Raw genomic sequence first — 17,667 nt, forward strand, 5'->3', positions numbered from 1 at the left:
GGGGCTTCTGCCTCGGGTCGTGTGTCTTGCGTTGTCACGCCTTGACCGCACCTTCCATGAGTCCGCCGATGATCTGTCGGCCGAACGCGATGAAAACGACGATGAGCGGGAGGATCGACATGAGCGTGCCGCTGAAGATCAGCACGTAGTCCGTCCCGTACTTCGCGTTGAGCGAGTTGATGGCGACCTGGACCGTCGGGTTGTCCGGCGTCAGCACGATCAGCGGCCACATGAAGTCGTTCCAGATCAGCATGAACGTGTTGATGCCCAGCACTCCCATGCCCGGCCGTACGGCGGGCAGGACGACGTTCCACCAGATCCGCAGGGTGGAGGCGCCGTCGACGCGGGCGGCCTCGACCAGCTCGTTGGGCACCGCCTGCTGGGTGTACTGCGTCATGAGGAAGACGCCGAAGCCGTTGAGCAGGAAGGGCAGGATCACGGCCTTGATCGAGCCGACCCATTCGAGGCTGACCATGAGGCGGTAGAGGGGGACGATGCCCATCTGCTGCAGCGGGACCATCATCGTCAGCAGCACCAGCAGGAGCAGCACCTTGCCGCCCTTGAAGTGCAGCCGGGCGAACGCGAAGCCGGCGAACGTCGAGATCAGCACCACCGAGACCGTCACCGTGCAGGCGATGATCAGCGAGTTGGTGAGACCGGTCAGGTAGTGCGCGTCGGGGTTGGACAGCACGCGCTGGACGTTCTCGCCGAGGTTGCCGCCCGGCAGGAACGGCGGCGGCATGTCGGTCGCCTCGGTGTTGGTCCGCGAGGCGATGACGATCATGTAGTACAGCGGGAACGCCGAGATGATGATCGTGACCGCGAGGACGAGCCTCGTCATCGGCGTGGCGGTCCAGAGGCTGGTGGCACCACTCGGCGCCTTGGTGCGGCGCCGCGTGCCGGCGGGCGCGGAGATCGTGGTCACTTGTTGCCCCCGATCCGGCGGATGAGCAGGAAGTTGATGGCCGATCCGATGAGGATGAGCAGGAACAGCAGCCAGGCGGCCGCGGAGGCGTAGCCGTAGTCGAACTCGCGGAAGCCCTGCTCGAAGATGAACATCGAGACGGTCTGGAACTGGCTGGTCGTGCCGCCGTGGACGTTGCCGTTGTAGAACGTGGTCGGCTCGGCGAACAGCGTGAGGCCGCCGATGGTCGAGTTGAGCACGACGAAGATCATCGTCGGCCGGAGCATCGGAACGGTGATCTGCCAGAACTGGCGCCGCCGGGACGCGCCGTCGATCGAGGCCGCCTCGTAGAGGTCCTTGGGGATCGTCTGCATGCCGGCCAGGAAGATGATCGCGTTGTAGCCGGTCCAGCGCCAGTCGACCATGGTGGCGATGGCGAGCCAGGAGGGGAGACGCTCGGCCTTCCAGTCGATGGGGTCGGCCCCGAACCAGCCGAGCACCCAGTTGACCACGCCCCAGTCGCGGCCGTACAGCTGGGTGAAGACGACCGCCACCGCGACGACCGAGGTGACGAGGGGGAGCAGGACGCCCAGGCGGACGAACAGCTGGAACTTCATCCGCTTGTTCAGCGCGTTGGCCAGCAGCAGCGCCAGCAGGATCTGGGGGACCGTCGCGATGAGGAACATCGCGAGGGTGTTGACGACCGCCCTCCAGAAGGCGGCGTCGTCGAGCAGGGCGGTGAAGTTCCCAAGTCCCGTCCACTCGACCGTGCCCGTGAGGTCGTAGTCGAAGAACGAGTAGTAGAGGGTGAAGGCGAGCGGGAAGAGCCCGAAGATCAGAAAGAGGATGTAGTACGGGGAGACCAGGAGGTATGGCGCGGCCTTGAGGTCCAGCCAGGTCAGGAAGGACCGGCCCGGTCTCGGCCGGACGTGCCTCCGGTTGGGCGGCATCGGTGCCCGGGTGGGTTGCCCGGCGTCGACGTGCAGGCTCATGAGTTACCTTTCGGGTGAAAGCAGGCGACCGGCCCGCCGGCGGGGTGCCGCTGCGGCGGACCGGTGCTCACCTGGCGGGCAGGGTCAGCCCGCGGCCTTCACGGCGTCGTCGACGAGCTTCTTCCAGCCGTTCGCGTACGGCACCGAGCCGTCGTCGATGGCGGAGACGACCGACTCGATGGCGTTCTTGACCTGGGCGTGCTTCACGCCGAGGAAGACCGGCTGGAGGGCGGCGGCCGACTTGGCGAAGATCTCACCGACCGGAGCGTCGTTGAAGTACTCGTTCTTCGCGCCCTGGACGGCCGGGTCCTGCTGCGCCTGGACGTTGCTCGGCATGTTGCCGGCGAAGTTGAAGACGCTGACCTCGGCGTCCTTACCGGTCAGGTAGTCGAGGACCTGCGCCGCCTCCTTGGGGTGCTTCGACTGCTTCGGCACGGCGAGCCAGGAGCCGCCCCAGTTGCCGCCGTCGCCGGGCACCGCCGCGACGTCCCACTTGCCCTTGAAGTCCGGTCCGGCGCCGCCGTCGCCGCTGACCGCGCCGAGCATCCACGACGGGCAGCCGAGGGTGGCGAACTGCGACTTCTTCATGCCGGTGTTCCACTCGGGCGTGAAGTTGCGCAGCTTGGCCGTGAGGCCCTCCTGGCTGATCTTCTGGGCGAAGTCGTAGGCCGTCTTGACCGCCGGGTTCTTGTCGACGATCAGGTTGTTGTCCTTGTCGAAGTAGGAGACGTTGCCGTTCTTGGCGGCCTCCTGCACCAGGACCACGTTGTAGAGCGTGTTGGTGCCGTCGACGAACTTGGTGTCCTTGACCTTGTCCTGGAACTTCTTGCCCACGGCGACGAAGTCGTCCCAGGTGGGCCAGAGCTTGCTGACCTCGTCGCGGTCGCCGGGCAGGCCGGCCTTCTCGAACAGGTCACGGCGGTAGCACAGGCTCATGCCGCCGACGTCGGTGCCGAGGCCGAACAGCTTGCCGTCGGCGGTGACGCCGTTCTCCCACTTCCAGGCGGCGAAGTCGTTCTTGCGGTTCTGCAGACCGAACTCGCCCAGGTCGGCCCACCACTCGGGGTGCGCCTTGGCGAGGCCCATGCCGCCCTCGTCGATGCCGACGACGTCGCCGGCGCCCGCGCCGGACTGCAGCCACTGGATCATCTGGGGCCAGTAGACCTGCTCGAACTGGTCGGTCAGGTTGTCATACTTGATCTGGATGTCCTTGTGCTCGGCGTTCCACTTGTCGACGGCTTCCTTGTAGCCGAAGTTCTTGCCGCCGCCGAACGTCTGGAGCGTGACCGTGACGGGGCCGGCCGCCGCCGAGGACCCGCCACCGGACGCGGTGTCCGTCCCCTTGTCGTCGGTCTGGCAGGCGGTGGCGCCGAGAGCCAGCGCCGCCACCGCGGCGACCGCGAGCAGCCTGCCGCGGCGCGAGTTGCTAATCATTCCGGACCCCTCTCAGGTGATATCCCGAATCGTTCATGGGAGGTGCATCCCAGGCCGGTCCCCGATCTCACGGCCCGCGATCAGAGGTTGTGCTCGTGCTGAGCACCGTGTTGGTGAACACGTTGGGAGCGCTCCCACGAAGGGTCCTCTATGAGCAACGCGGGCGTCAATATGCCGAAACCTAACTGTTACTCCCTGGGTGGTTAGGGCCACTCAACCGGACATAGTAGGACATACTACGCTTGGGAGCGCTCCCATTCCGATATGGGCAGAAATGATTAGCGGGCACCCCGAATCCGCCGGGGTGCCCGTCCTATTGCCCTCCGTCACCTCATCCGGCGCCGCTCGAAGCCGCGCCCAGGGACACGCCGCCGCCCACGGACACCCCGGTGCCCGCGGCGTCCGCCAGCCGGCAGCCGGGCCCGGAGCACGCGCGCAGCAGCGCCAGCCGGGCCGAGAGAACGGCGGTCAGGCCGGGGCCGGCCGACGCCGCGAGGTTGCGCGTCTCCGCCGGGTCGTCCCACAGGTCGTAGAGCTGCCGCTCCCCGGTCTCGTACTCCACGTACGCGTACCGCCCGGTCCGCAGCACGGCGTACGTGGGAGGCGAGTGCGGGGAGTAGGAGGGGTGGTAGAACTCCACGAGGACGGCGTCGCGCCAGGCGACGTCGTGCCCCCGCAGGAGCGGGGCCAGCGAGCGGCCCTCGGCCGTGGGCGGCACCGCGGCCCCGCCCAGCTCGGCGAACGTGGGCGCGAGGTCGACCGTCGACGCGAGCGCGTCGGCGACGCCCCCGGCCGGCACGCCCGGCCCGCGCACCACCATCGGCACCCGGATGTCCTCCTCGAACGGCGTCGTCTTGCCCGGCCGCAACCGGTGCTGGCCGAGGTGGAAGCCGTTGTCGGAGGTGAAGAAGATGTAGGTGTCGTCCAGTTCGCCGGCCCGGGTCAGCGCGTCGACCAGGGCGCCGACCATGTCGTCCACCCCGAGCATCGCGCGTAGCCGGTCGCGGTGGACGCGGTCGATCCTGCGTGTGTCGGCGGCCGACAGCGGTGTGCGTTCGCTCAGCCAGCGGGGCTCGGCGGACAGGTCCGTCTGGTCGAACGACGGGGTTCGCGGCGCCGGCTCACCGGCGAAGGCGGCGGCGTGGCGCGGTGCGTGGTGCGCGGGCAGGTGCGGCGCGACCGGGGCGAGATAGAGGAAGAACGGGGCGTCCCCCCGGGCGGCGGAATCGGTGGCGAACGCCGCGGCCTTGGCGCTCAGCACGTCCTCCAGGTAGTCCTCCGGGGCGTCGCCGTACCGCCGGAGCACGCCGTTCTCGTTGAGCGTGTAGCCGTACTCCTGGTACAGGCGGGTGACGGGGACATGCCACTCGTCCCAGCCCGGCGGCACGTACGTGCGTGGCGCCCCCTCGGGATAGTTGTTGAGATACTTGCCCATGAGCGCGGTGCGGTAGCCCGCGTCGTGCATCCACGTCCCGAGGGTGGACGCCTCCAGCGGCCGGAACTTCGGGAACCCGCCGGTCGGCGACCGGTTGCTCTCCACCTGGTGGCTGTGCATGTACTGCGAGCGGAGGATGGACGAGCGGGAGGGGCAGCACCAGGGATTGGTCACGAAGAACCGGGACAGCGTGGTGCCCTGGCGCACCAGGAGATCGGTGATGTTGGGGAACCGGCTCAGATCCCCGGCGTCCAGGTCGTCGGTGAGGATCAGCACGATGTTGGGCCGATGGGCCGCGGGGGCGGGCTCGACGCGGGCGGCCCCGGTGAGCCCGAGACACAGCAGGAGTGCCGCGGCGAGCCCGGCCCACAGCTTTCTCGATCGTCGTGGTTGGGGCACGGCAGCAATCATTGCCACGCGTTCGCCAGGGGAAACGTACGCAGCGTGACCGCGTGACCGCGCGGCGCCGGTTATGTGCGGGGCTGTGGTGAATGCCGCCGCCCGCCTGCGCTGCGGTCCCCGTCCTCGGTCCTGCCGCGACCTTCGCCGCCGGTCAGCCGAAGACGACCGGGTCGGGCCCGAGCCGGCGGCCCTCGTCGAGACCGTTGATCGCCGCCATGTCCTCCGGGCTCAGCGCGAAGTCGAAGACCTCGATGTTCTCCTTGATGCGCGAGGGCGTCACCGACTTAGGGATCACGATGTTGCCGAGCTGGATGTGCCAGCGCAGCACCACCTGGGCGGCCGTCTTGCCATACTTCGCGCCGATCCCGGCCAGGACGGGCAGGTCGAGCAGCCCCTTGCCCTGCCCGAGCGGGCTCCAGGCCTCGGTGGCGATGCCGCGGTGCGCGTGGAAGCCGCGCAGTTCCCGCTGGGCGAGCTGCGGGTGCAGCTCGATCTGGTTCAGCGCCGGGATCACCTCGGTCTCGGCGAGCAGATGCTCCAGGTTGGCGACGGTGAAGTTCGACACGCCGATCGCCGCCACCCGCTTGTCGACGTACAGCATCTCCAGGGCCTTCCACGTCTCGACGTACTTGCCCTGCCGGGGAGCCGGCCAGTGGATCAGGTACAGGTCGAGGGTCTCCAGGCCGAGGCGCCGCATGCCGGCGTCGAAGGCGCGCATCGCCTTGTCGTAGCCGTGATCGTCGTTCCAGAGCTTGGTGGTGACGAACAGCTCCTCGCGGGGAATGCCGGAGGCGCGCAGGGCGAGGCCGACGCCCTTCTCGTTGCGGTACAGCTTCGCGGTGTCGATGCTGCGGTACCCGCACTCCAGGGCCGTCGTGACGGCCTTCTCGGCCTCGTCGTCGGCGACCTGCCAGACGCCGAAGCCGAGCTGGGGCATCCGCACGTTGTTGTTCAAAGTGATGACGTTCATGCCTTCCATGCTGCCGTAACGTCCCGCGAAGATCCCTTCCAGGTCTGTTCACCGGGCGTTCCCGCCGCCGTCGTGTTGGACGGTTAGGGTGAGCGCGTCGTGAACGTTTCATTACGGGGCGTGGAGAACGAGGGACGGCGCCACGCCGCCGGGCAGGGGCAGGCCGTCGCGTGGGTGGAGTCCCCCCTGCAGCTGCTGTGCGTCGTCGAGGCGCACCACGCGGGGCTCCTCGGTTCCGCCACCAGGGTGGTGCCGCGGGCCGGGCTGCCCGCGCTGCGGCTGACCCGTCGCGAGCTCGAGCGCCTCGGGCCGCCCGAGGGGCTGGAGTTCGCCGAGCCGTCCCAGCGGGCTCCCCGGCCGGGCCGGACGTGGGCGGTCGGCGACGCCTTCTCCGGGCGCGTCCAGCTCGCCCTCCTCACGGCCGTCCCCGGCCGTACGGTGCTCGTGGACGACGGGCTGGCCACGATCCGCCTGCTGGAGCTGCTGGTCGCGCGGCGCCCGCTGCTGCGCGCCCGGGGGACGCCCGGCGTCGGCCGCAAGGTGCTGGGCGCCGCCGCCGGGCTCCGTCTGCGCACCCGCGGGCCCATGGTGTTCACCGCGCTCCCGGTGCCCGCCGGCCTCGCCGAGGATGTGGAGGGCGCGGGCGTCCGGCTCGTCCGGCACGACTTCGCCTGGCTGCGCGCCCAGCCGGCCGATCCGCCGCCGCAGGAGGGCACGGTCGTGCTCGGCACCTCGCTCGTACGCAACGGGCTCATCCATCGCGACCGCTACCTGCGCTGGCTGGAGCGGCTCGACGAGCCGGTCGCCTACTTCCCGCACCGCCGGGAGGACCCCCGCGACCTCGATCGGGTGCGCCGGATCGCCGGGCTGACCGTGTACGACGCCGGGGCGCCCGCCGAGATGACGCTGCGCGACCTACGGCCGGACCAGCGGGTGCTGAGCCTGCCGTCCACCGCGGTGACCTCGCTGCGCGTCCTGCTGTCGGCGCGGGGCGTGCCGGTGGAGACCGTGGACGTGCCGGAGGACTGGTGGACGGCCTCAGCCGCCCCCTCGCTGCGCTCCCACCTCCAGCTGTTCGCCCATCAGCCCCACGAGCCCCTGCCTCACCAGCCCCACCCGCCCCACCAGCACGATCCCGGAAAGGTCGCTCCTTGACCCGCCTGCTCGCCGTGGCCGACTCCGACTCCTATCTGAAGTGGGCCGCGGGCCTGCTCGACGCGACCCCGCAGGACTGGGTCACGGAGCTGGCCGTCGTCCGTACGCCCATCGCCCCATCGGAGGCGCAGATCGCCGCCGCGGTGAGCGGCACCCGCGCGCGGGGGCTTCCCCAGGTGCTGCCGGCCCGGCAGGTGCGGCGGGCCGCCGAACGGTTCCGGCCGGACGTCGTGCTGCTGGCCTGCACCGGCCCCGTGGTGGACGCGCTGGCGGCGGAGACGCTGGCCGGGCTGCGCCCCCGGCCGGTGCTCGTGTCGGGCCTGCCCGGCATCTCGGTGCCCGCGACGGAGAAGGCGTGGCTGTTCCGCAGCGGCTGCGACCTGTTCGTCGTGCACAGCGGCCGGGAGGTCGCCGAGTTCTCCGAGATCGGCGCGCGTCTCGGCGGGGGAGGGGCGGTCGCGCTGGCCCGGCTGCCCTACCTCGACCTCCTGTCCCGCGAACCGGGCGCCCGCGACACCGGGGGCGTACGCGACCGGGTCGTGTTCGCCACCCAGGCCAAGGTGCCCCGCCGGCGCGAGGAGCGGGAGCGCATCCTGCTCGCCCTGGCCGAGCTCGGGCGGGCCAGGCCCGACCTGGACGTGGTGGTCAAGCTGCGGGCCCGCGACGACGAGCGGCAGACGCACAACGAACGTCACCACTACGAGCGGCTGTGGACCGCGCTGGAGGCCGAGGGCCGCGTGCACGCGGGCGCCGTGCGCTTCGCCGCCGGCCCGATGCACGAGCACCTGAGCCGCGCCGCCGGGTTCGTCACCGTCAGCTCCACGGCCGCGCTGGAGGCGATCGCCGCGAACGTGCCGCTGCTCGTGCTGTCCGACTTCGGGGTCAGCGCGGAGATGATCAACCTGGTGTTCGAGGGCAGCGGTTGCCTGGGCACGCTCGACGACCTCGCGAAGGCGGACTTCCGGGTTCCGGCCGAGGAGTGGTGCGGGGCCAACTACTTCCACGACCCCTCGGTAAGCGACTGGACCGGCCGGATCGCCGCACTGGTCGCCGCGGCTCGCGCGGGGGCGCTGGAGCCGGCGCGCTCGCTCCTCGACGGCCCCGAGCACGCGGCGGCCCGGCGCCGCGCCCGGCTGCGTCTGGAGGTGCCGCCCCGGATGCTGCGGTACGGCTACCGCGCCAAGCGCCGGATGCGCCGCTACCTCAAGGCGCTGTAGTCCCCGCCCGAGACGGCACGGTGCCCCCAGTTAGACACGATGCCCCCAGTTGGACACTGCCCTCAGTTAGGCACGGTGCCCTCAGTTCGGCGCATGCCCGGCCGCAGCCAGATTCCGGTGATCGCGTGGTGACATGCCGTAGGCGGCGCGGAAGGCACGGCTGAAGGTCGCGGCGTCGGTGAAGCCCCAGCGGGCGGCGATGGACTGGATGGGAAGGGAGCGCTGCCGGGGGTCGGCGAGATCGCGGTGGCACTGTTCCAGCCGGCTTCGGCGGATCCAGGCCGCCACGGTGAGGCCCTGCTCCTGGAAGAGCTTGTACAGGTGCCGTACGGAGATCTGGTGCGCCGCGGCGATCGTTTCGGGGGTCAGGTCCGGGTCGCCGAGCCGTTGCCGGACGAAGTCGTGGATCAGCGACAGCAGCGCCTGGCGTCGCGCTTCGGGTGTCAGCGAGTCACCGGCCCCGAGCTGGTCGGCGTAGGCGGCCGCGATCAGGTCGAGGGTGACGGTGGCCACCGCCCGCGCGCTGTGCGGGGTGAGGCTTTCGGCGTTGTCCGCCAGGTGCTTGAGATGCCCGGCCAGCACGCCGGTGATGCCGGGCCGGACGGGAAACGGCGCCGCGGCGAGCCGCCCGACCACGTCGGACCGCAGGCCGAGAGCATCCCGCGGGAACTGGACGAGCAGGGCTTCGGCCGGATCGCCGTCAGGTCCTCGCCACCCCTGGTACGGCCGGGAGGAATCGATGGTGAGGAACTGTCCGGCACGGACGGTCACCTCACGCCCGGCCTGCCTCAGGCCGCCGGCGCCACCGAGGAGGAGGTGCAGCTGGAAGACCTCGGGATCCGACCGCCGGATGAGCTTGGCGGGCCGGTTCACCCGCAGCGTGTGGTGGCTCATCATCGACAACTGCACCGTGCCGAGATCGAACACCCGCGCCGACGCGTGGAAACGGGCGGGGTCGTCGGTGGCCAGCCACGCGTGCAGGTGCGCCTGCGACATCGTGTCGTACCAGTAGGGAAATCGATCCCGAACGGCCAGGTTCCTGGTGCTCCACTCCAGAATCTTCATGACATGTCCTCGGCGAGTGGTCGTTACGGAAAAGGGTGTTCCTCCGCCGTGGATTACTCTCCGGTCAGGTGTTGTGAGCGCGCCGGGAGCGATGGGGGCAAGCCCCGCCTGCCCCGGGCGGGCGCGAGGCGTGAAGCCACGCCGGGGTGATCGCATCGGCTGCGTGCACGAATGGCCATCAACCGTGCAGATGGCGTCAAGACATCCGCGACGGATCCCGGCACCCTGATTCCAGGGAGCGATTCCGCGCCGCAACGACCCTGATCACGCCTCGGAGGAAGCCCTATGACCACACCGCGCGAGAGCACTCTCCCGCATCGAGCGCCGGTGGTCCCGTCCGGCGAAGCACGGCAGCAGCCACGGGCGCCGTGCCCCATGCTGGCCGGCGCCGACACGGGATCCCGGCCGCTTCCATGCCTGCTCATCGCCCCCGAGCCTTCCGTGGCCGGCCGCGGCGTCCGCACACCGCGGTGTGGCGGGACGGTGTCACCACCGCAGCCCTCGGCAGGGGATGTCCCGACCGTGGTCGCCATGTGCTGCTGATGGCCGCGGAAGATCGACTCAGCACGGGGCACAGCCTAGGACATCACGATCGATGTGTCCCATCCCGTTCTGTCATGTGCGGAGCGAGGGCTCAGCGGGACAGCAGGCGGCGTAGCCGCGACTGCGGGACGGCCGGAGAGGGGGCGGGCGGCTCGATCAGGCCCAGCGACTCCAGCCTGCGCTTCTTGAAGTAACGCGCCGGCCCGTGGGCGCGCACGTAGGCCGCGGCGGTCTCGCGCAGGCCGGGGTGGGCCGTGCTCTGCATGCAGTAGCCCACGGCCGCGACCAGGGCGGGCAGGTCGGCGGCGGGCGGTTCGGTGATCGTGCCGTCGGCCTCCAGCCGGGGCAGCGTCGCGTCTACGATCGTCGCCGGGATCCGGTTGCTGTTCTCGTACGGCGTGAGCCGTTCGAGCACCAGATCGGTGCCGGTGGCCGCGACGGGCAGGCCGAACAGCCGCCGCGCGGTCACCAGCGCCGTGGAGAAGCATCCGGCGACCAGTTCGGGGCGGTGCGCGGCGAAACACGCCTCGGCGGGCGTCTCCGCGGGGGCCACGAGGAGCTCGACGCCCAGCTCCGCGGCGACCGGCCGCAGCTCGCGGGCATGCCGCCGCCCGGCGGCGGGGTGCGGCTTGAACAGCACGGTCCGGTGGCCGAGCGCCGCCACGCCGCGCAGCACGCGCTCGTGCAGCGCGGCCTCCTCGGCCGCCGTGACCAGGCCGAGCGCGGACAGGTACTGGCCGAGGATGACCGCCTCGGCGCGCGGCGCCTCCTCGGCCGCCTCCGCGACCCGGCCCGTCACCGAGGTGAACGACGCGTCCGCCAGGGCCTCGGCCGGCACGCCGTGCTCGGCCAGGAGCAGGGGCGCCAGGCCCGGGGCGAGGTCGAGGTGGAGCAGCCGGGTGATCCGGCCGGCGATCTCCTGCGGGAGCGGGTCGCGGGTCGGCCCGTAGCTCATCAGGCCGTCGGAGTAGACGGTGATCGGGCAGTCCTTGACCAGGCCCGCGAGCGTACGCGACGGGGGCACCGCGACCGACTCCAGCACCAGCTCGCCCGGCTCGCCGGTCAGGTCGCCCAGCAGGCGGCCGAGCATGGGCGTCTCGATCGAGCGCGGCTTCCAGTCCGACGGGTGCAGCGGCGCGATGATCTCGTTCCAGGACAGGACGCGGTCGAACCTGTCACGCAGCGCGGCGAACCCCGGCGCCTCGTCCAGCGCCGGGGTGACCTCGGGGATCGCCGCGTTGTTCGACACGAGGAGGATTCGGCCGCCGTCGCGGAACCGCCCCTCGTCGATCGCCGCCGCGAGCGTCATCGCGCCGAACAGCGTGGAGGCGTAGAACAGCGTGGAGTCAGGCACGCGGCCCTCCCGGCAGATAGGGACCCAGCAGGGCGGCCCGCCCGGGCTCCAGGCCGCCGACGGCCTCGGCGCGCGTCTCGCGCGGCAGCCGGGCGAGCGCCGCCCGCGCCCGCTCGTCGAACCGGGCGCGTACGGCGGGAGTGAACCGGTCGGCCAGTTCGACGTGGTGGGCGAGCAGCGCGCACAGGTTGCGGGCGGCCTTGGGCAGGTAGCGCGGCTCGGCCTCGTCGAGCACGATGTCGTAGGCGTCGAAGAAGTGGAGCTGCCGTTCGTCGCCGATCCGGGTGAGCGAGGCCGCGAGCCCCCGCCGGTAGAACACCCCGGCGAGGGAGACCACGGCGTACGACCGGGCCAGGCGGTGCAGCCGCCAGATCCACGGGCGGTCCTCGGCGGTGTGCAGCCCGGCGGGGAAGGTCAGCAGGTCGTCCAGCTCGCGCCGGTAGATCCCGGCCCACGCGTAGGGGTAGTCGACCATGGTCTTGTGATCCGCCGGCAGGATGCCGTCGCGCGGGTCGAGCACGACGCCGCGGCGTGGCTGCGGCGCCCGGTGCGTCTCCCGTCTGCGGTCCTCGACCTGCACGTGGTCCACCCGGACGAAGTCGCACCCGAGCCCGTCGATGGCGGCGACGAGCCGGGGCAGGTAGCCGGGCGCGAGCCAGTCGTCGGCGTCGAGGAAGGTGACGTAGCGGCCCGCGGCCAGTTTCAGCCCGGTGTTGCGGGCGCCGGCCAGCCCCAGCGGCACCGGGTTGCGGACGACGCTGAGCCCCGGCAGGTCGCGCCGGAAGTCCTCGACGACCTCCGGCGTCGCGTCCGCGGACCCGTCGTCCACGACGACGACCTCGGTCTCGAACTCGCGCGTCCGGTTGCGCACGAGCGAGGTGAGCGCGTCGCCGAGGTACTCCTCGCCGTCCCGGACCGGCACCACCACCGAAAGTGTGATCATGCCGTGGCGCGGCGCAGGCGGGCCCGCGGGGCCTCCTCGCCCGGGTAGACGCGCTTCACGCCGTCGCCGAGGGCGGTCTCGATGATGCGGATGTCGCGGACCAGGTGCTCCAGACCGGTGGGCTCCAGCGAGGCGGCGTGGTCGGAGCCCCACATCGCCCGGTCGAGGGTGATGTGCCGCTCGACGGTCACCGCGCCCAGCGTCACGGCGGCCAGCGAGATCTGCAGCCCGCGCTCGTGTCCCGAGTAGCCGACCGGCACGCCGTACCGCTGCCGGAGGGTGGTGATCATGCGGAGGTTGGCCTCCTCGGGCGGGAGCGGATAGGTGGAGGTGGCGTGCATCATCACCAGGCGCTCGGTGCCGAGGATCTCCACCGCCGCGTCGATCTCCTCGATCGTCGACATGCCGGTGGACAGGATGACCGGCTTGCGGGTGGCGGCCAGCGCGCGCAGCAGCTCGTGGTCGGTCACCGACGCCGAGGCGACCTTGTGCGCGACGACGTCCATCCCCTCCAGGAACTCCACCGACGGCACGTCCCAGGGCGAGGCGAACCAGTCGATGCCGCGCTCCTCGCAGTACTTGGCGATGTGGGCGTACTCGTCCGCGCCGAACTCGGTCCGGATCTTGTACTCCATGTAGGTCATCTCGCCCCACGGCGTCTGCCGGATCTGGTCGCGCTGCTCCAGCGGCACGCAGATCTCCGGGGTGCGCTTCTGGAACTTGACCGCTTGGCAGCCGGCGTCGGCGGCCACGTCGATCAGCTTGCGGGCGATGTCGACGTCGCCGTTGTGGTTGATGCCGATCTCGCCGATGACGTACACGGGCTGCCCCGGACCGACCAGCGACCTGCCGATCCGCACCGGCCGCGGCTGCCCGAGGTGGCGGGCGGCGGTGACGGGCGCGGGGGCCGGCACCGTCTCCAGCGCGGTGGCCGGGCGGGCCGCGAGCACCCGGTCGGACAGCTCGCGCACGGCCCCGGCGCCTCCGGGGGCCGACAGCACGACGCGGGCGGCGGCCCGCACCCGGGGATGGGCGTCGGGCACCGCGACCGGCCAGCCGACGATCGCCATGCAGGACAGGTCGTTGACGTCGTTGCCCACGTACGCCACCCGCTCGGGGGTCAGGCCCTCGGCGGCCAGCCACTCGCGCAGCGCGGCGTCCTTGGCGGCGAGGCCCTGCACCACCGGCACGCCGAGCTTGGCGGCGCGGGCGGCGACGACGGGGTTGCGCTCGGTCGACAGCACGAGCACCCGCACGCCCGCCCGGCGCAGCAGCGAGATCCCCATCCCGTCGGAGCGGCTGACCGCGACCATCTCCCGGCCGTCGGAGTCGACGAACGCGCGGTCGTCGGTGTGCACGCCGTCGAAGTCGGTGACGACCGCGTCCACGTCGATCGGCAGCGGCTCGTCCACGAACGGGGCGAGCGCCCGGGCGATCTCCAGATCCTCGGGGGTGTCGATCTCGACCGCGTGCCGGGCGGGCACCGGCTGGACCGCGACCCTGCCGGAGAAACGGTGGCCGCGCTCGCGCAGGCCCTCCGTACGCATGACGTAGAACGCGCCGGTCTCACGGTAGTGGGGCTCGCGGTCCTGACGGCGCGGGCGCACGGCCGGGTCGTGGTTCACCCCGTGGCCGGCGCCGGTCCAGACGAATTCGTAGGTCTCGGTGGCGGAGAAGACCGAGTCGGCCTCGCCGTCCAGCACCTTCGCGACGGCGGCGTCGAGGTCGCGGGGGTCGAGGAACGCGCTGGTGCACTGGACGAGCACGACGATCTCCGGCTCCTCGCCGGACAGCTCGGACAGCTCGGACAGCTCGGACAGGGCGTGGAGCACGGCGCTCTCGCTGGAGGCGGTCGAACCGCTGAGCTCATCGGGCCGGCGTACGACGCGGGCGCCGGCGGCAGCGGCCGCCTCGGCGATCCGGTCGTGGTCGGTGCTGACGATCACCTCGTCCACCAGCTCGGCCCGCAGACAGGCGTCCACGGCACGGGCGACGAGCGGGACGCCGCCCACCTTCTCCAGGTTCTTCAGTGGGACGCCCACCGAGCCTCCACGGGCGGGGACGACGGCCAGCACTCGCACGAGTGACTCCTCTACCTGCGACATCGGGAACCCGTGTGGCCCATGGGGGCCGGGTGTCCCGAAAACTAGCCAGCAGGTCCTTTCGTTCGGGGTTACTCGGCTGAACGACCAGGGGCGCCGTTCTTAACTTTGGGTGTCGCCGCACGCCGGGGCGGGCTCCGCCGGGGCCAGCGGCAGCGTGATGACGAACCGCACGCCGGGCTCGCCGTCCGTGACGTCCTCGACGCGGATGGACCCGCCGTGGGCCTCCACGACCTCGCGGGCGATGGCCAGGCCCAGGCCCGTGCCGCCCCGGGCGCGGCTGCGCGCCGCGTCGGTGCGGTAGAACCGCTCGAAGATCCGCTCGCGGTCCCCTTCGGGGATCGGCCGGCCGTCGTTGCGCACGTACAGGACGGCCTCGTCCTCGGTGCGCTCGACGCGTACGCACACCAGCGTGAGCGCGTGCCGCTCGGCGTTGTCGAGCAGGTTCGCCACCACGCGGGTGAGGTGCCGGCGCAGGCCCCTGACGATCACGCCGGGGGTGTTGTGGAGGTGGGTCGGCAGCCCCTCCCGCCGCTGCTCGACCTCGCAGACGACCAGGTGGGACAGGTCGACCTCCTCCCGGGCGGTCTCGGGGACCGTGGGGATCCGGGCGAGCAGGAGCAGGTCGGCGACGATCGCCTCCAGCCGCTCGGTGTCGCGCAGCGCGGCGCAGACGGCCTCGTCGGTGTCCTCGGGATGCAGCCGCGCGCTCTCCAGCTGGGCGCGGATCCCGGCGATGGGGGTGAGCAGCTCGTGCGAGGCGTCGGCGGCGAACTGCCGCTGCCGCTGGATCGACATGTCCAGCCGGGACAGCGCGTCGTTGGCCGCCTGGGCCAGCCGGGAGAACTCGTCGTCGCCGGGCGGCTCGGGCACGCGGCCGCCGGGGTTCCTCTCGGTGATCTCGGCGAGCTCCGAGCGGATCGCCTCCACCGGCCGCAGCGCGCGGCCCGTGAACTTGTAGGCCGTCCAGCCCGCCAGCGCGGTGAGCAGCAGGGCCGCAAGGAGCAGCGCCGGCAGCGTGAAGGGGGTGTCGAGGATCGGCGGGGCCGCCCGGCCCGCGTAGACGATGTCCGATTCGGCGCCGGGAGACACCCGCAGCACGGTCACGTACAGGCAGTCGTGCCCGGTGGGCGAGCAGGCCGTCGTCTGGGTGATCTCGCGGCCGGGGGCCGTGCGTAACGGGCTCAGGCGCGGCAGCTTCCGGGCTCCGGCGCTCTCGGCGACGATCCGGCCGTCCGGCCTCGTCACCTCGATCAGGTCGATGCCGTTCTCGCCGGCCGGAATGGGGTCGCTCAGGTGCCCGTCGCGGATCTGCGCGGCGATGTGGGTGGCGGTGTCCAGGCTCCGGTCCCAGATGCGGTCCGCGACCGCGTCGCGGACGAGCACGTGCACCACGATCGCGAGCGGGATCAGCAGGATCGCCGCGGTCCCGGTGGCGATGAGTGCCAGCCGGGCTCGCAGCGACGGAGAGCGCCTGGGGAGGAGCATTACCCGAGGCTACTGATGGTCATCTTTAGGGAAACTCGCGACAGCGAAAAGCTCGTCCCAAAGTTGCTCAAAGTCTCCCATATTCCAGTCGCAGGTTATGCGGCCGGGCGAGTGCGGGCACTCGGCGAAGCGTACGCGTCCCTCACGGGCCGGGATGCGTCACCTACGCGACGTCGGGCCGTGTCATCAGCGGCGACCGCAGATGCAACGCCAGATCGGGGCCGGTCAGGGGCACGATGTTCCACGTCGCCACCGCTGTGCCCGCGTCGGCGTCGACCACCAGCCGGACCCGGTGCGGTGTGGTGATGACGTAGAGGTCGGCGACGAACGTGTCGCCCTGCCAGGCGCCGGCCGCGACGACGGGGCGGCCGAGCGGTGAGCTCTCCCGCCATTCGCCGTGGCCGGCCTCGACGTCCAGGGAGGACCCGAGTCGCAGGAGCCAGCCGCCCTCCACGGGGTCGACGGCCACCGTGGTTCCGCCGGGCAGAGCCGAATCCTCGGCGGAGGCGTCGAGTCTCGCCTTGACGGCACGCTCCGGGGCGGCCGAACCCGGCACCCGCGCGAACGACAGCCGCCGCAGCCGTTCGGCGAGGCTCTCGTCGTCCCCGGTGCTTCCCGCGAGCTCAGTGCTTCCCGCGAGCTCAGTGCTTCCCGCGAGCTCAGTGCTCCCCGCCTGGTCCACGCCGGGCAGCAGGCACTCCCATATCGCGTCGAGCACCGCCTGTGCCCGCGTATGCGCGCCGGTCACGGCGACCACGAGATCGTGCGACGGGACGACCACGCACTGCTGCCCGAAGGAGCCGTCACCGTGGTAACCGTGACGCGACACCCAGAACTGGTAACCGTAACCGCACAGGTAGTCGGCGTCCTCCGATCCGTCCTCGGACGGCAGGGTGTCGATGTGCCGTCTGGTCGCAAGCTCCACCCACTCGCGCGGGACGAGCCGCCGGCCGCGCCAGAGGCCTCCGCGCAGCAGCAGTTCACCGAAGGCGGCGACGGCCTCGGTCGTGAGGTGCAGTCCGTGGAATCCGAAGGCGGCGCCGCTCGCCACCCGGTCCCACTCGGCGTGGTCGACGCCCATCGGCCGGAAGAGCCGCTCGTCGAGCAGTTCCGGGAGGCCGCGCCCGGTGACCCGTTCCACCATCCGGGCCAGGACGAAGGTGGTCGCGTTGTCGTAGGCGTGCCGCGTCCCCTCGGCCTCGGGAAACGGTACGCGCAGGAAGCCCTTCACCAGGTCGCCCGGTTCCAGGCGCCAGGCCTCGTCGAGGCTGTCCGTACGGTGTCCGGTTGTCATGGACAGCAGGTGGTGAACGGTGAGGCGGCGTCCCTGCGCGGAGATGCCGGCCGGGACGTGCTCGGGCAGCACGTCCACCACGCGGTCGTCCAGCGAGAGCAGCCCGTCGGCGATCGTGAGCCCCACGGCGATCGAGGTGAACGACTTGGTCAGCGAGTAGAGAAGATGCGGGCGTCCGGCCGAGTACGGCGCCCACCAGCCTTCGGCGACGACGTGACCGTGGCGTACGACCATCAGGGAGTGACACTCGACGGATCCCGCTTCGAGCCGGTCCAGCAGCGCGGCGATCGAACGGGACGACATCCCCGAGGCGGCCGGTGTCGAGCGCGGCAGGAGGCGCTGGGAAGGCATCCGGACACGCTAACGAAA

13 protein-coding genes are annotated in these 17,667 nt (G+C 71.5%); 2 read left to right on the forward strand and 11 right to left on the reverse strand.

What is annotated here, in order from left to right:
- Window positions 1-34: 34 nt before the first annotated feature.
- The 5 genes from HHX30_RS14240 to HHX30_RS14260 form a co-directional block, all read right to left on the reverse strand.
- Window positions 35-925: a carbohydrate ABC transporter permease gene (locus HHX30_RS14240; RefSeq protein ID WP_311922376.1), complete on the reverse strand. Its 891-nt coding sequence runs from the start codon at window positions 923-925 to the stop codon at window positions 35-37.
- Window positions 922-1,896, reverse strand: a complete 975-nt coding sequence (locus tag HHX30_RS14245; RefSeq protein ID WP_169982394.1) for a carbohydrate ABC transporter permease — start codon at window positions 1,894-1,896, stop codon at window positions 922-924. The genes HHX30_RS14240 and HHX30_RS14245 overlap by 4 nt, the downstream gene beginning before the upstream one ends.
- An 84-nt stretch (window positions 1,897-1,980) precedes the next feature.
- Complete coding sequence (locus tag HHX30_RS14250) at window positions 1,981-3,330, reverse strand: ABC transporter substrate-binding protein (RefSeq protein WP_169982395.1); 1,350 nt, start codon at window positions 3,328-3,330, stop codon at window positions 1,981-1,983.
- Window positions 3,331-3,661: 331 nt separating this feature from the next.
- Window positions 3,662-5,164: a sulfatase gene (locus tag HHX30_RS14255; RefSeq protein ID WP_311922377.1), complete on the reverse strand. Its 1,503-nt coding sequence runs from the start codon at window positions 5,162-5,164 to the stop codon at window positions 3,662-3,664.
- Between the two features lie 154 nt (window positions 5,165-5,318).
- Entirely contained in the window at window positions 5,319-6,137 is an 819-nt protein-coding gene (locus tag HHX30_RS14260) for an aldo/keto reductase (protein ID WP_169982397.1), read from the reverse strand.
- Window positions 6,138-6,236: 99 nt separating this feature from the next.
- Here HHX30_RS14260 and HHX30_RS14265 point away from each other — a divergent pair, with 99 nt between their 5' ends.
- Together HHX30_RS14265 and HHX30_RS14270 are read left to right on the forward strand one after the other, a co-directional pair.
- Window positions 6,237-7,292 carry a hypothetical protein gene (locus HHX30_RS14265; protein ID WP_311922378.1) on the forward strand — a complete coding sequence of 352 codons (1,056 nt, stop codon included), beginning with the start codon at window positions 6,237-6,239 and terminating at the stop codon, window positions 7,290-7,292.
- Window positions 7,289-8,509 carry a DUF6716 putative glycosyltransferase gene (locus HHX30_RS14270; protein ID WP_169982398.1) on the forward strand — a complete coding sequence of 407 codons (1,221 nt, stop codon included), beginning with the start codon at window positions 7,289-7,291 and terminating at the stop codon, window positions 8,507-8,509. Before HHX30_RS14265 ends, HHX30_RS14270 begins: the two co-directional genes overlap by 4 nt.
- A gap of 81 nt (window positions 8,510-8,590) precedes the next feature.
- On the opposite strand, the gene HHX30_RS14275 is transcribed toward HHX30_RS14270, so the two are convergent.
- From HHX30_RS14275 to HHX30_RS14300, 6 genes are all read right to left on the reverse strand, one after another.
- Entirely contained in the window at window positions 8,591-9,574 is a 984-nt protein-coding gene (locus HHX30_RS14275; protein ID WP_169982399.1) for a helix-turn-helix domain-containing protein, read from the reverse strand.
- Between the two features lie 634 nt (window positions 9,575-10,208).
- Window positions 10,209-11,471 (reverse strand): polysialyltransferase family glycosyltransferase, encoded by a 1,263-nt coding sequence (locus HHX30_RS14280; protein WP_311922380.1) that lies wholly within the window; start codon window positions 11,469-11,471, stop codon window positions 10,209-10,211.
- The gene (locus tag HHX30_RS14285; RefSeq protein ID WP_169982400.1) at window positions 11,464-12,414 is read right to left on the reverse strand and encodes a glycosyltransferase family 2 protein; all 951 of its coding nucleotides are present in this window, start codon (window positions 12,412-12,414) and stop codon (window positions 11,464-11,466) included. Before HHX30_RS14285 ends, HHX30_RS14280 begins: the two co-directional genes overlap by 8 nt.
- Entirely contained in the window at window positions 12,411-14,495 is a 2,085-nt protein-coding gene (locus HHX30_RS14290; RefSeq protein ID WP_311922381.1) for an N-acetylneuraminate synthase family protein, read from the reverse strand. Before HHX30_RS14290 ends, HHX30_RS14285 begins: the two co-directional genes overlap by 4 nt.
- A gap of 123 nt (window positions 14,496-14,618) precedes the next feature.
- Window positions 14,619-16,004, reverse strand: a complete 1,386-nt coding sequence (locus HHX30_RS14295; RefSeq protein WP_169982402.1) for a cell wall metabolism sensor histidine kinase WalK — start codon at window positions 16,002-16,004, stop codon at window positions 14,619-14,621.
- A 163-nt stretch (window positions 16,005-16,167) separates the two neighbouring features.
- Window positions 16,168-17,649 carry a serine hydrolase gene (locus tag HHX30_RS14300; RefSeq protein ID WP_169982403.1) on the reverse strand — a complete coding sequence of 494 codons (1,482 nt, stop codon included), beginning with the start codon at window positions 17,647-17,649 and terminating at the stop codon, window positions 16,168-16,170.
- Window positions 17,650-17,667: the final 18 nt, after the last annotated feature.

Source organism: Microbispora sp. H10836, from assembly GCF_012999525.1.
Taxonomy (GTDB): domain Bacteria; phylum Actinomycetota; class Actinomycetes; order Streptosporangiales; family Streptosporangiaceae; genus Microbispora.